12 protein-coding genes are annotated in these 13,019 nt (G+C 40.1%); 1 reads left to right on the forward strand and 11 read right to left on the reverse strand.

The annotated features are described in order from the left end of the window. The first annotated feature begins 66 nt into the window (after positions 1 to 66). Entirely contained in the window at positions 67 to 603 is a 537-nt protein-coding gene (locus P3J6_RS03745; RefSeq protein ID WP_138607638.1) for a GspH/FimT family pseudopilin, read from the forward strand. A gap of 143 nt (positions 604 to 746) precedes the next feature. On the opposite strand, the gene P3J6_RS03750 is transcribed toward P3J6_RS03745, so the two are convergent. The 11 genes from P3J6_RS03750 to ileS all read right to left on the reverse strand — a co-directional run bounded on the left by P3J6_RS03750 (position 747) and on the right by ileS (position 12,996). Further along, positions 747 to 1,166: a type IV pilin protein gene (locus tag P3J6_RS03750; protein ID WP_198522259.1), complete on the reverse strand. Its 420-nt coding sequence runs from the start codon at positions 1,164 to 1,166 to the stop codon at positions 747 to 749. Positions 1,167 to 1,175: 9 nt separating this feature from the next. Then, positions 1,176 to 4,376, reverse strand: a complete 3,201-nt coding sequence (locus P3J6_RS03755; RefSeq protein ID WP_178955533.1) for a pilus assembly protein — start codon at positions 4,374 to 4,376, stop codon at positions 1,176 to 1,178. A gap of 1 nt (position 4,377) precedes the next feature. Further along, positions 4,378 to 4,863, reverse strand: a complete 486-nt coding sequence (locus tag P3J6_RS03760; RefSeq protein WP_138607632.1) for a pilus assembly protein PilX — start codon at positions 4,861 to 4,863, stop codon at positions 4,378 to 4,380. Then, a complete protein-coding gene (locus P3J6_RS03765; protein ID WP_138607630.1) occupies positions 4,851 to 5,849 on the reverse strand; it encodes a PilW family protein in 999 nt (332 codons plus the stop codon). Before P3J6_RS03765 ends, P3J6_RS03760 begins: the two co-directional genes overlap by 13 nt. Before the next feature lies 1 nt (position 5,850). Next, positions 5,851 to 6,411: a type IV pilus modification protein PilV gene (gene pilV, locus P3J6_RS03770; protein WP_198522260.1), complete on the reverse strand. Its 561-nt coding sequence runs from the start codon at positions 6,409 to 6,411 to the stop codon at positions 5,851 to 5,853. Positions 6,412 to 6,525: 114 nt separating this feature from the next. Beyond that, a complete protein-coding gene (locus P3J6_RS03775; protein WP_198522261.1) occupies positions 6,526 to 7,230 on the reverse strand; it encodes a LytR/AlgR family response regulator transcription factor in 705 nt (234 codons plus the stop codon). Next, a complete protein-coding gene (locus P3J6_RS03780) occupies positions 7,227 to 8,261 on the reverse strand; it encodes a sensor histidine kinase (RefSeq protein WP_198522262.1) in 1,035 nt (344 codons plus the stop codon). Before P3J6_RS03780 ends, P3J6_RS03775 begins: the two co-directional genes overlap by 4 nt. 27 nt (positions 8,262 to 8,288) lie before the next feature. Further along, positions 8,289 to 9,218, reverse strand: coding sequence for a 4-hydroxy-3-methylbut-2-enyl diphosphate reductase (gene ispH / locus P3J6_RS03785; RefSeq protein ID WP_198522263.1), 930 nt, complete (start codon positions 9,216 to 9,218; stop codon positions 8,289 to 8,291). Continuing rightward, positions 9,218 to 9,658: an FKBP-type peptidyl-prolyl cis-trans isomerase gene (fkpB, locus tag P3J6_RS03790; RefSeq protein WP_010391275.1), complete on the reverse strand. Its 441-nt coding sequence runs from the start codon at positions 9,656 to 9,658 to the stop codon at positions 9,218 to 9,220. The genes ispH and fkpB overlap by 1 nt, the downstream gene beginning before the upstream one ends. After that, on the reverse strand, positions 9,655 to 10,155 hold the full coding sequence (lspA, locus tag P3J6_RS03795) for a signal peptidase II (protein WP_131690731.1): 501 nt from the start codon (positions 10,153 to 10,155) through the stop codon (positions 9,655 to 9,657). The genes fkpB and lspA overlap by 4 nt, the downstream gene beginning before the upstream one ends. 12 nt (positions 10,156 to 10,167) lie before the next feature. Further along, on the reverse strand, positions 10,168 to 12,996 hold the full coding sequence (gene ileS / locus P3J6_RS03800; RefSeq protein ID WP_198522264.1) for an isoleucine--tRNA ligase: 2,829 nt from the start codon (positions 12,994 to 12,996) through the stop codon (positions 10,168 to 10,170). Positions 12,997 to 13,019 lie beyond the last annotated feature (23 nt).

Genomic DNA, 13,019 nt, shown 5'->3' on the forward strand with positions numbered 1-13,019 from the left:
TACTTTGTCGTTTTTTGATTATTTACTAAACTAATATAATGGACTGTTCAATGTAAGGCTTCAGGGATGAAGTTAATTATAAGTGTTCACAAAAACGATGGCGTTACGTTAGTAGAATTACTAGTAACCATTTTAGTTATTGCAATACTGAGTCAACTCTCTTTGTCGTTTGCTCCTGACTTCTTGGCGCTCAATCGCGCAGATAATCAGGTTAGTCTATTACACCGAAATATTAATTTAGCACGTCTTTATGCTATAGAGCATGGCAACTACGTAACGCTGTGCGCTTTGAAAGATAAACAATGTCTAGATGGTGAGTGGCACACGGGTGTGTCACTTTTTACTGATCATGACAAGTCAACATCTTTGGATAATGACGAACGTCTTATTAGTACCTTTGAACATACCCATCCCTCTGATAGCTTAGAGTACCCCCGAACTGCAATAACTTTTAGACCCGACGGCTCTTTAAATGGCTTTCAAAATGGTACTTTTATCTATTGCCCTAATAGTGAAAAAGCAAACCTTGAAGGGCTTGCTCTATCTATAAGTCAAACAGGTCGCATAAGGATAAAGTCCACAAATAGATGCAAAAATAACTAACCTGAATTCTAGTTAGGGGGTTTACAGTGTAAAAAGCCAGACTTCACGTCAGTAGCTGGCCTATTGCAAGTAGGTTCAACGCAATTAGCGCTAAAAATAGCTGCTTGAGATAGGTATACAATTCAGAGTAAAGTTAATTAGCATCATCTACCCCAGCAATAGGTTATATCTGATTTACCTTTGGTGCCTTTAGCCCCTTTTAAGCCTAAATCATTAATAGACAATTCAGTACAATCAGCATCCCCTTTAACAGCTCCAGCGATGGGTTTCGCTGTAATTGTAAATTCATTACTATTAACCACATTTATTGCTAACTCAAAATGCCCGTTTTCAGTTTTACTTTGAATACCTAAGTCACTAAACGAAGTTGAATAAACTCGGTTATCTACAAAGTATTGCTCTTGCTTATTTGCCGCATCTAACAGCGCAGATGCAGCTTCTGCGCGTGATGCTCTTTTTACATACTCACTGTAATTCGGCAGTGCAATTGCGGCAATGATGCCAACAATCGCTACTGTGATCATTAACTCAATTAATGTGAATCCTTGTTGTGTCTTATTCATATACAGCCCTTAATTGTTTATCTCGTCGTTTTCTTCACGCTTATAAATATATGTTTGCTGCGTTTTAAAGCCAAAGCCACTGTTGCCACTCTCTAGTAACTTTATAGTTCCATCTTCGATTTTTAGACCAGGCCCTGAAATGTTACCGGGTACAAATGGTTTGGAATCACCTTTAATTAAAGGACCAGGGAAATAAAATTTACTTTCGGGTGGCTTCCTTTCAGGACCATCAGGACCATCAGGACCATCAGGACCATCAGGACCATCAGGACCATCATCACACTGTCCATCGGTATTAGCATCCACGCAAGAAGAACCAAAGTATAGCTGTGGTGTATCGGGCACATCGTAACTGGTTACAAATTTGAGCTGTTCATACACCTTTGTACCGTAATGCAAATGAAACGCATAAAGCGCACCACCGCCTCCACTTAAAGAACATTGATTCTCTACAACGGCATCAGATGCTGGCGTGAAAGAAGTAAAATAAGCAACTCCGCCAACAACGGTAGCTGCAGCTAATGACTTTTCACCTTTGGCTAATTCGTAGCGCCACCCTTTCTTTTTTGCCAACTCAGCTTCAACAAGATTAAAACCATCTATGTCATCTAAAGTATTACCAAACGGGTCATCGTTCATAATCATTAAGTCGGAGGGTTTAACTGCCGCAGGCGCATTGATTTTAAATGAGCGTGTCAGCGTATTTTCATCACGGATCATAAACAGCTGATCTTGCTCATTTGTATTCGTTGGTTTTGAACGATTGCCGCTGCCGATAACAACAGCATCATAAGGAGTATCTAAACGGGTAATAACTTTATCCCCGTTGATGGTCGTCTCTGTTACTTTACTAAACAAAGTACGCGCAATCAGAGGCTTATAAAAGAAGCGCCTGTCTTGGGTATTTTGATTGCTACCAAGCTCAGCAAGTTTAAAGTGACTAAACTCACTGCTATCTTCTCCTGGCATATCAATTCGCCAAATATTACCACCGGTGTCTGAAGCATAAATTCGGTCAATATAGCCGTCATAATCTGAATCAAGCGTAGTTAAATCAGCGGCAATGCTATGTTTACCTTTAAAACCATTGCTATTTGGGGTTAATGCCCACACTAAGCTACCTGTTTTTGCTTCAACAATATAAATGCCTCGACCACGGGAATCCTCAGCTCTTATAGCCGCGTCTTTATTTGTATCGTAACCTGCACCAAATACGAGTAAAGGTTTATTACCAAAAGCTTTAATATAAGCTATTTGCGGTTTTGACCATGTTTGTGCTAATTCCGTAAAATCGCCTTTGCCGCCTTCAATTGGTTTGCTCCAAAGGCGCTTTGGCTGGTTCGGATTTGTAATATCTAAGCCATAGTAATTCTTACCACCACGACGCATACCAGCAAAAGCCCAAACAGCATCTCCTTTGCTAGCATCTATAATACCGTCATTTAAACCTTCGCTATTCAAACTCTTATTACTAAAGTAAACACTGATAGGGCCGTCCATGCCATATACCTTGCTATCTGCTTGTTTATTTCTGAGTGGCTTAATAATGTCAAATAATGCTGAAGGTATAAACGCCCAACTTTCGCTTACAGTCTCGCCGGCATCTTTAAACATATGTAAAAACCCGGCATTTGTTCCTATAAGAATTCGTATATCATCACTGCCATAGTCGATAGCAATAGGCTTGGAATGTAATGGGTCGCCAAAAATATCAGAGCGTTGATCTTGCGAAGAGCCATCTTTATCCTCATCATCAACGTCGACCCCTCTAGCCCAATTAACATCTTGGCTTGTTAAGGTGAGCGGGTTATCAACAATACCACTAAGAATATCGCTGACAACCGAAGTATCAAAGCTAACAATAGAGCCTTGATTTTCAGTGAATAAATTACGAGCTAGTGGATCTATCGTACTTAGATAATGATTTACGCCACCTTGTGCAACCGCATTACCATCAGCGGGTTGGCCCGCAGGTAGCCAAAATGTTTTTGCATCTTTTGAAATTAAACCGTCGCTATTAAGAGCAAGCTTGTTAGTCGCATCAACAATCTGATTGCCTGTAATTTTTAACTTTTTGAGGTTACCACGCCAGCGAGCCCCTGTTTCAGGATAAAACATAGCAAAGTAAAGAGCATCACGGCTGCGAGTTTGGTCTACATTATTGCTGGCCACTGATGGCGATGAAAAACTATCGTTTACTTCACGAATACGAGAAATCGTATTTTTAAGTGCGTCTGACAGTTGTGCTGCAGTATTGGCATGCAAATATTGCCCACCGCCATAGTCTGCAGTCTCAGTAAGTAAGTTTTTACCTGAGTTACTCATTCCAGTACCAAAGCCAATAGGAAATACACGACCAATATCTAGTACATTATTGGTTTTGCTATACAAATCAACTTTTACATCATCTGTGCCATGGATAATTTTTGCCAGCGCTGCCAAATAACTATTGCTGACAACAGGCGCATTTTCAGAAAAATAATCCTCATGAAGGTTAAATATGTCATTATTTCTATTAGAATCGTTGGTAGGATCTCCATCTGTCATTAAAATAATGTTGATACTATTGTCACAACGTAATGGCTCACCCGCTACTGGGGCAAAAGGTGATTTATAAACTCCTGATGACTCTGCGGTAAAATCTCGATTATTAGTGTTATCGCCATAGTAAACATCTTGGCCTGTTATGTATAAATACGCTTCCCATAATGTTTCAGTTAATGGGGTTGACCCACTAGCAGGTAGCTCATCAATTTTATTGAGCAACGTTGACTTTTCAGCACCTACTCTGGCTAGTACATAACCGCCACTACTGCCATTAAAACGCATTAAACCAAATTCAATATCATCATTATCGTTCACTAATTGCGTAATCGCATTTTGTGCAACTCTTAAACGACTATCACTACATGTGGCTTCATAATTGTAGTAGCTAGTTCGTTTGTAACATTGCTCATTACGTTTATAGCTGTCTTTACTTTCAAAACAATCGACCTCGTAATAACGATTACCGCTTCTCATGTAACAGGCATTGCCATCGTTTACATCCCAAGCCATACTGCCTGATGTATCAAAAATCATAATTACGCGTGGCTTTTCATCTGTCTCCACATTATGGTTAACATACAGCTCTATATCTTCAGCATGAGCTGACATGCCAATTAATATTGCAAATATAGGCATGAACATTCTGTTTAGTGTAAGTTTCATATTAAAACCCCTTACTTATGCTAGCCATCTCTTGGGCTACGCCGGTAACAATTGTTAGTTGGTGTTTACTTTTTGAGCCGTACTCTATGGTTGTAGAAACTTGCACCATGTTGCATGAAATGCCAGCAGTAAAATTAAAACGACGAGGGCATTCTAAATCAAGTACACCATTGTTTAAGTTAATCATATTGCTTTTCATATCATCGCGTTCAGCCATAACAACACCGTTATCTGATACTTCTTCAGGGGTTAAAAAGAACTGATTAGCAGCCCCTTTACTAGCTTCATCAGCAATAATGCGCTGTACTTCACCAATTAGTTGATTTTCTGCAACTTCACGCTCTTGAGCTGCATTTGTAATTTTAATATCAATACTGCTGCTACTCATTAAAGTAACCGCAATTCCTGTCACTGCTATCACCATAATAAGTGCTGTAATAAGTACAACACCCTGTTGTTTCTTTTTCATATGAGTTAAATACGCCATAAATTTGCTCCCACATTATTTAAACGAATAGTCGTCGTGAAAACAGTTCGTCTGAAATTATCTGAAAAAGTAAGAGAGCGACTATTAGCATCTTCCCCTAATATGTACGTTTGGTTCTTAATTTTAAGGCCTGGATCTGGCTGCAATGCTCTGATCAGTAAGAAAACTTGTACTGTTAAAATACCTCTACGGTTTTCCCAGTCGCTGGCGTTCATATCACTGATGCTTTTATAGATATCAACGCGACTATCGTTGGTAGTATCTAAACCAAAAACAAAACGCATATTTTCCACGCCTTCCATTATAGTTTCAGTATTTATAGACCCGCCTACTAAACGCTTTCGCATTAGTGCCGGTACAGTAAGGTTCTTATTATTTACCGTATAAGTTTGCTCTGAAATATAATAGCTGTGATGACTATACGGCCATACCGACGCATTGATATTTACGCTAGTAGGGTCAACAATACCTCGCTCAAAGCGTGCATTTTCTTGCTCAGCAATAAAATAATTCTCATCGCTTTGCGTTTCATTAACACCTGAGGCATCAACTTCTAGTTGATTACCTTGTAAAAACTTAACCTGTAAAATATCAGTCCCTTTAATTGGGTTTTTTACACAGTTGAGCTCATTAGAACTTGCCGCCGTTTTAGCGTATAAAGATCTAAAGTTACTACTACTCGTTAAATCTGGAAAACTGCCATTGTTAGCTCCTTCAAAGCAGTCATTAGTAGGATTTGACAATGATGATGTGTTTGCAGCAGTAAATGAATCATCATAAAATGTTCCCCAAAAACCAACTTGCTCAATATCTCGTTGCATAATATTTATAGCTAAACGGCCTGACTCTTGTAACTCGCCTATAGTCATTGTGTCTTTGGTGGTTACTTTCATACCGATATAAGTAAACATTACCCCACCCAAGATTAATCCCCCTATAAATAGAGATATCATCATTTCAATGAGTGTAAATCCTGTTTGCTTCATTTTAGCTCCTAACGTATACATAGCTATTAAGCACGACTAAGCGACGCTTTTTATCTGCGACGCCACAACTAATCTTACCTGTCGCCTCACTTGCTTTAAATTCTTGTCGACCCTGCCAAGAAACAATAACCTCAAGGTTATATGCTTTCCCACCAGAACCCGCTACCACTTCAGGGTTAATACACACAGTTGCACCATCAAGTGATCCGGTATTCTCTCGGGCTCGAATAGCACGTTTCCATTGCTCGATATCTAAACTAGCTATTTGCGCGTTGCTACATGAGCTTGTAAAACATGTTTTAGACGATTTCTTCGTGGTTTCACTAGTAAACTCTACATCGTAAAGGGTCGCGAGCTGCGAAGTATCATTAGCTCGAATACGTTGAATAATATCATTACCAAGCGCAACAGCAGCAGCACGTTGCATTGAATCAAAGCTTGCTTGCTTTGCTTTTGCTTGCAGGGCTACAGCGCCCAATAAACCAAAGCTGAGAATAATAAACGCAATGAGGACTTCAATAAGGGTAAAACCTTTTTGCAATTTAAACGTACTCAAATACATAGTAAAACCAAATAATAATTACCTGATAATAAGTGTATGCAATTACAGATTAGATTCAACTAGAACCATGATTAACGGTTAATTATGTTGATAAGCGGTTAATAGGTAGGCGTATTAAAGTTCACTTTTTACGCTTTTGAGTGCTCGACGACTGACAGCTAACAAAGCAGTACAACCATCAAGTTCAATAACATGTTGATGGTTTCGAAGCGTATGTAGGGCACTAATTTTGTTTTTATTCACCAAAGTATGTCGATGAATTCTTAATAAATGATGCGGGTATTGCATTTCAAGATGCTTTAAACTGTCCTCAATTAAAGCTTCCCCTTGATCGAACACAACCTTGGTATACTTTTCCTCTGCGTTAAAATAAAAAATACTCTCTATTTCAACACTTCTGGTAGTGCCAGCCAGTTGATACGTTACTTTTTCTGTTTGTTGCTGTTGCAGATGTACTCTGTTTAAACGTCCTAGCTGTTGTAATGCATGTTGCAAACTTTTTACTGATATAGGTTTTACCAAATACCCTGCTGCATTTAGTTGCAACGCATCAAGTGCATGCTCAGGGTGAGCAGTTATAAAAATAATTGCCGGCGGAACCGCAAAGCTATTGAGTTGATTGGCCACTTCGATGCCATTTAAGCCTGGCATATCAACATCTAAAAACACTAAATCAGGCTGAAGTTTTTTTATTTTTATTAAAGCGTCATTGCCATTACCGGCCTCACCTTGCACTTGAATAGATGTATGGCTCTGACTAAGTAAACGTTTTAAGCGTGCTCTGGCTAAAGGCTCATCATCTACAATCAGTGCATTCATAACATGTGCTCTGTTTGTTTTGGAATAACCACTTTAACTCTAAATTTATTTTCTTTGTTAGTTATTGTCAGTTGCGCCTGATCTTTATAATAAATACTTAAACGAGAACGGATATTATCAATTGCCATACCGTTATGCTCTCTAGTATTAGCGGCTTCAATAGGTACAGGGTTAGTCACAATCAAGGTTAAATAATGTGTTGTAACATGCAGCTCAATACTAATGGTAGCACCACTTTGGCTGGGCTCTACACCATGGCATACTGCGTTCTCTACCAAAGGTTGTAATGTTAGATATGGAATATAGAGCGCAGGGAGATTTTCTGGTAATGACCACTTAACCTGTAAGCGCTCAGCAAAACGCCATGACTCAAGAGCAATATATTGTTTAGTTAATACTATTTCATCACTGAGTAATACACTTTGCCCTGACCGCATTGCAGCCTGCGAAAGCGCCGCTAATGCTAAAATAGCATGCTCTGCAGCCTCAACATCATGATGCGTTAATTCTGCTGCCGTATTCAAACTATTATATAAAAAATGGGGTCTGATCCGCGCCTGCAAAGCATCAAGCTCTGCACGAGAGAGTGCTTTGGCTTGCTGCTCTTTTTCAAAATGAATAAGCAAAAATTGTACAAAAAGTAAGGTAAGCAAAAATACAATAATGCAATTACGTAACACAAAAAACGTAAGTTGTTTTTCGTTTTCTATATCAAAAGCAATATAAGAAAAAGCCAGACTAAATAAAGCAGTACTCAAACTATATACAGCAATAAAAAAACTAAGCTGAATAAACTGAGGCTGTTTTGCAAGAAATCGGCGACAAATATATATAAAAGAGGTGCTTACTAATACGGTTACATGGAGAAATAAACTAATCTCTCCCAAATGCAGCCATATGTCACCGCCAGCATTAGGAGCAAAAGCTAAAATAATAGCCACGACTTGGGTTACTATGAGGGATGCAAGTACACCACGCTCATTAAAAAGGGCCGAAAAAAGTAGTGCATCTGGTGTCAGTTGCTTACTCATTCGACCCTCCTTTTATCTATTAATAGACTAACGCAGCTCTACTGGCACAGCAAAAACAATGTTTTCTTCTTCACCTGGGTTTTCTGTTACTTGTTTGCCACCAAGCTCTTTTAAGCGTGTAATGACTTGCTGAACTAATACTTCAGGAGCTGATGCACCGGCAGTCACACCTACACTGTTGATACCATCAAACCATGATGCTTCAACATTACTAGCATCATCTATTAAGTAGGCTTGTGTACCCATTTTATCGGCAAGTTCCCGTAAACGATTAGAGTTAGAGCTATTTTTAGCACCCACAACTAATAACACATTCACTTTATCAGCTAAATCACGAACCGCATCTTGGCGGTTCTGTGTTGCATAGCAAATATCATCTTTACGTGGACCATCAATTGTAGGAAATTTACTACGTAAAGCATCAATCACATCGGCAGTGTCATCTACTGATAGAGTTGTTTGGCTGCAGTAAAAAAGGTTATCCGCATTTTTTACATCAAGCTTTAATACATCATCAACTGTTTCAACAAGATAAATACCACCTTGCTGATTATCGTATTGCCCCATGGTACCCTCAACCTCAGGGTGTCCGTGGTGACCAATTAAGATGCATTCAATGCCTTTTTTACTAGCACGGGTTACTTCCATATGCACCTTAGTCACTAACGGACAGGTTGCATCAAATACTTTTAACTCTCTGCGTTTAGCCTCTGAGCGAACAGCCTGAGATACACCATGAGCGCTAAAAATAACAATACTATCGTCAGGAACCTGATCAAGTTCTTCAACAAATACAGCACCGCGATTTTTTAAACCATCAACCACATAACGGTTATGCACCACTTCGTGACGCACATAGATTGGTTTTTCAAAAATATCCAAAGCGCGCTCAACAATACTAATTGCGCGGTCAACACCGGCGCAAAAGCCTCGTGGATTAGCTAATAATATTTCCATTAGCCTTGCACCTCAATAATATCAACCTCAAACGTTAAACGCTGACCCGCTAATGGGTGATTAAAATCGATAGTAACTGACTCACCTTGCACTTCACGAACCAAACCCGGAAGTTCAGTACCATCAGGTTGGGTGAACGCAATAATCGCACCTACTTTAGCCGGTGTTTCTGCACCAAACTTACTACGATCTACATAATAAATATTATCTGGATTGGGTTGACCAAAGGCATCCTCAGGCTCAAGCTCAAATGTTTTGCTTTCACCCGCGGTTAGGCCAAGCAAACATTTTTCAAAGTTAGCGGTTAAACTGCCATCACCCATAGTGAGCTTGGCAGGTTTGTTATGCACTTTTGTTGAGTCAGCGGCAGAGCCATCTTCTAGTTTAATAGAAAAATGAAAAATAACGTCTGAGTTTTCACCAATTACAGCTTGGCTCATGCTTTATGCTCCTTTGGTTCTTCGCCTGTAAAGGCGTCAAATAGTAATAACGCAGCGCCTACACAAATAGCACAATCTGCAATATTAAATACGGGGAAATGTGAGTCTTCGTAAAACACATGTAAAAAGTCAATAACGTAACCATAAGCAACACGGTCGTATAAGTTACCAATAGCACCCGCTAACACTAACGAGTATGCACCGCACAATACTTTATTAGACGCAGGAAGGCGCTTTAACCACCATACCAACAAACAACTAATTGCAATTGCTATTACACTTAAAAACCAACGTTGCCAGCCACCCGCTTCGCTTAAAAAGCTGTAAGCTGCACCGTAATTATGTACATAAGTGATACTAAAAACAGGCAGTAGATTAATTGACTCACCATAGGCCATGGTGTTTACAACCAGTGTTTTACTGGCAAAGTCTATTACTAGTAGTAATAGACTCAACCAAAGCCACACTAAACCACTTTTTTGGGCTAGTTTGCTCACTAAAAACAACTCCTAAGCGAATTGACGCTTTTCACCTTCACCGTCAACGTTACTAACACAACGACCACAGATTTCAGGGTGCGCAGGTTCAATACCTACATCTTCACTATAATGCCAACAGCGCTCACACTTTTTAGCATCAGTTGCTGATACGCTAATGTATAAACCTTCAATTTCGGTTGCTTGTGAATCTGCAGGCTGGCTCTCTACTTCAGTAACATTTACAGCTGAAGTGAGTAACACAAAGCGAAGTTCATCACCTAGTGCAATCAGTTTTGCAGCAAGTTCTTTACTTGCAAACAGGTTAACCGTTGCTTGCAACGTAGCGCCAATCACTTCTTCTTTACGTGCAGCTTCTAGCAGACGGTTCACTTCGTCACGCACATTTAAAATAGCTTGCCAATCTTCATTACTAAACTTGGTCGTAGTTGGCGCTTGTAAGCCCTCATACCAAGTTGAAGTAAATACATAGTCACTGCGCTCACCTGGAAGTGCTTCCCAAATTTCTTGTGCTGTAAAGCTCATGATTGGTGCCATCCAACGCGTCATTGCTTCAGCAATGTGGTACAGCGCGGTTTGACAAGAACGACGTGCATGACTGTCACTTTTTGCCGTGTACTGACGATCTTTTATAACGTCTAAGTAGAACGAACCAAGCTCACCGGTACAGAAGTTCATTAACTTTTGCGTCACTAATAGCATTTGGTAGCTATCGTACGCCGCTAAAATGTCATCTTGTAACTGTGCAGCACGCCCTACAATCCACTTATCAAGCTCAACCATATCATCCACAGCAACTTGATCTGTTTTTGGATCAAAACCACTAAGGTTAGCAAGCAAATAACGGCTGGTGTTACGAATACGGCGGTAGCGATCTGCTGAACGTTTGAATATTTCATCTGATACCGTCATTTCTGCCGTGTAATCAGTTGATGCTACCCATAAACGTAAAATATCAGCGCCTAGTTTATTCATCACGTTTTGTGGTGAAATAACATTACCTAATGACTTAGACATTTTGCGGCCATTTTCATCAACCGTAAATCCATGCGTAAGCACTTGTTTATATGGTGCATGACCATTAATTGCCACTGAGGTCATCATTGATGACATAAACCAACCACGGTGTTGATCTGAACCCTCTAGGTATAAATCAGCAGGACCGGTTAAATCTTCACGCGCATCAACAACACAGGCATGAGTTACACCTGAATCAAACCACACATCGAGTGTGTCTTGCACTTTCATGTATTGTTGTGCGTCTTCTTCACCTAGTAAAGTAGCTGGGTCTAAGTCATACCAAGCTTGAATACCTGACTTTTCAACAAGCGCTGCTGCTTGCTCAATCAGCTCTTGAGTATTTGGGTGTAATGCACCCGTGTCTTTATCAACAAACAGCGCAATAGGTACACCCCAAGTACGTTGGCGTGAAATACACCAATCAGGGCGGCCTTCAACCATGTTAGCAATACGGCTTTCGCCCCATTCAGGTAACCACTGAGTATTTTTAATTTCAGCCAGTGAATCTTGGCGCAAGTTAGCCTGATCCATGCTAACAAACCATTGTGGTGTGGCACGGAAAATAATAGGCGTTTTATGGCGCCAGCAATGTGGGTAGCTGTGCGTTAATGCATGATGATGCATTAGGGCATTATTTTCTTTTAATACCTCAATTACACTCGCATTGGCTTTAAACACATGTTGACCGGCAAATAATTCAGTATCAGGTAAGTACACACCGTTTGCGCCAACAGGGTTAGCTACTTCAAGGTTGTACTCAAGGCCTGCCACGAAATCTTCTTGACCATGACCTGGTGCAGTATGCACGATGCCGGTACCAGAATCTGTTGTTACATGCTCAGCAACAATAACAGGAACATTAAAGTCATAAAAAGGATGTGCTACGGTTAAGTTTTCAAGTGCTGCGCCTTTAACATAGCCAAGGATATGGAAATGGTTAAAACCAAAACGATCCATCGCATCTTTAACCAGCTCAGAACCTATAATAAGACGTTGCTGAACGCCTTCATCTTCTACTTGTACTAGCGCGTATTCTAAATCAGCATGTACAGCTACCGCACGGTTTGCAGGCAAAGTCCATGGTGTCGTAGTCCAAATGACGGTTCCTACGCTACCTGTTCCTGTATGGCCAGCCGCTAAATCAAACGCATTAACTACCGCATCTTGATCTGTAAAAGTAAAACGTACATCAATAGCTGGAGATTGTTTATCTTGGTATTCAACTTCGGCCTCAGCTAATGCTGAACCACAATCTGTACACCAATGCACAGGCTTAGCACCTTTATGAAGGTGACCATTTTTTATAATGCGGCCCAGTACACGGATGGCATTAGCTTCAAAGTCGAAGTTCATTGTTAGGTAAGGTTTATCCCAATCACCAAAAACGCCTAAACGTTTAAAGTCTACTTTTTGGCCTTCCACTTGCTTTTTAGCATAGGCACGACATTTCTCACGAAACTCTGCCGCAGTTACCTTAACACCGGGTTTACCAACTTTTTTCTCAACCATTAACTCGATTGGTAAACCATGACAGTCCCAACCTGGTACGTATGGCGCATCAAAGTCTGATAAAGTTTTAGACTTAACAATAATATCTTTTAATATTTTATTTACTGAGTGGCCTAAATGGATATCGCCGTTTGCATACGGAGGGCCGTCATGCAAAATGAAAGTTTTTTTACCTTTCTTCGCGCTGCGAATTTGACCGTATAGGTCGTCTTCATACCATGCTTTAAGCATTTTTGGTTCACGTTGTGCCAAATTGCCACGCATTGGAAACATTGTTTCCGGTAAATTCAAAGTATGTTTGTAGTCGCTCATTAATCCTACTTTCCGTTTCTATC

This window comes from Pseudoalteromonas sp. 3J6 (assembly GCF_903995135.1).
Lineage (GTDB): Bacteria > Pseudomonadota > Gammaproteobacteria > Enterobacterales > Alteromonadaceae > Pseudoalteromonas.

Bases quoted from the DNA above. Each gene is read 5' to 3' on its own strand.
- P3J6_RS03750 (WP_198522259.1), bottom strand. From the start codon at position 1,166: ATGAATAAGACACAACAAGGATTCACATTAATTGAGTTAATGATCACA.
- P3J6_RS03745 (WP_138607638.1), top strand. From the start codon at position 67: ATGAAGTTAATTATAAGTGTTCACAAAAACGATGGCGTTACGTTAGTA.
- ileS (WP_198522264.1), bottom strand. From the start codon at position 12,996: ATGAGCGACTACAAACATACTTTGAATTTACCGGAAACAATGTTTCCA.
- fkpB (WP_010391275.1), bottom strand. From the start codon at position 9,658: ATGAGCCAAGCTGTAATTGGTGAAAACTCAGACGTTATTTTTCATTTT.
- pilV (WP_198522260.1), bottom strand. From the start codon at position 6,411: ATGTATTTGAGTACGTTTAAATTGCAAAAAGGTTTTACCCTTATTGAA.
- ispH (WP_198522263.1), bottom strand. From the start codon at position 9,218: ATGGAAATATTATTAGCTAATCCACGAGGCTTTTGCGCCGGTGTTGAC.
- P3J6_RS03775 (WP_198522261.1), bottom strand. From the start codon at position 7,230: ATGAATGCACTGATTGTAGATGATGAGCCTTTAGCCAGAGCACGCTTA.
- P3J6_RS03765 (WP_138607630.1), bottom strand. From the start codon at position 5,849: ATGAAGCAAACAGGATTTACACTCATTGAAATGATGATATCTCTATTT.
- P3J6_RS03760 (WP_138607632.1), bottom strand. From the start codon at position 4,863: ATGGCGTATTTAACTCATATGAAAAAGAAACAACAGGGTGTTGTACTT.
- P3J6_RS03755 (WP_178955533.1), bottom strand. From the start codon at position 4,376: ATGAAACTTACACTAAACAGAATGTTCATGCCTATATTTGCAATATTA.
- P3J6_RS03780 (WP_198522262.1), bottom strand. From the start codon at position 8,261: ATGAGTAAGCAACTGACACCAGATGCACTACTTTTTTCGGCCCTTTTT.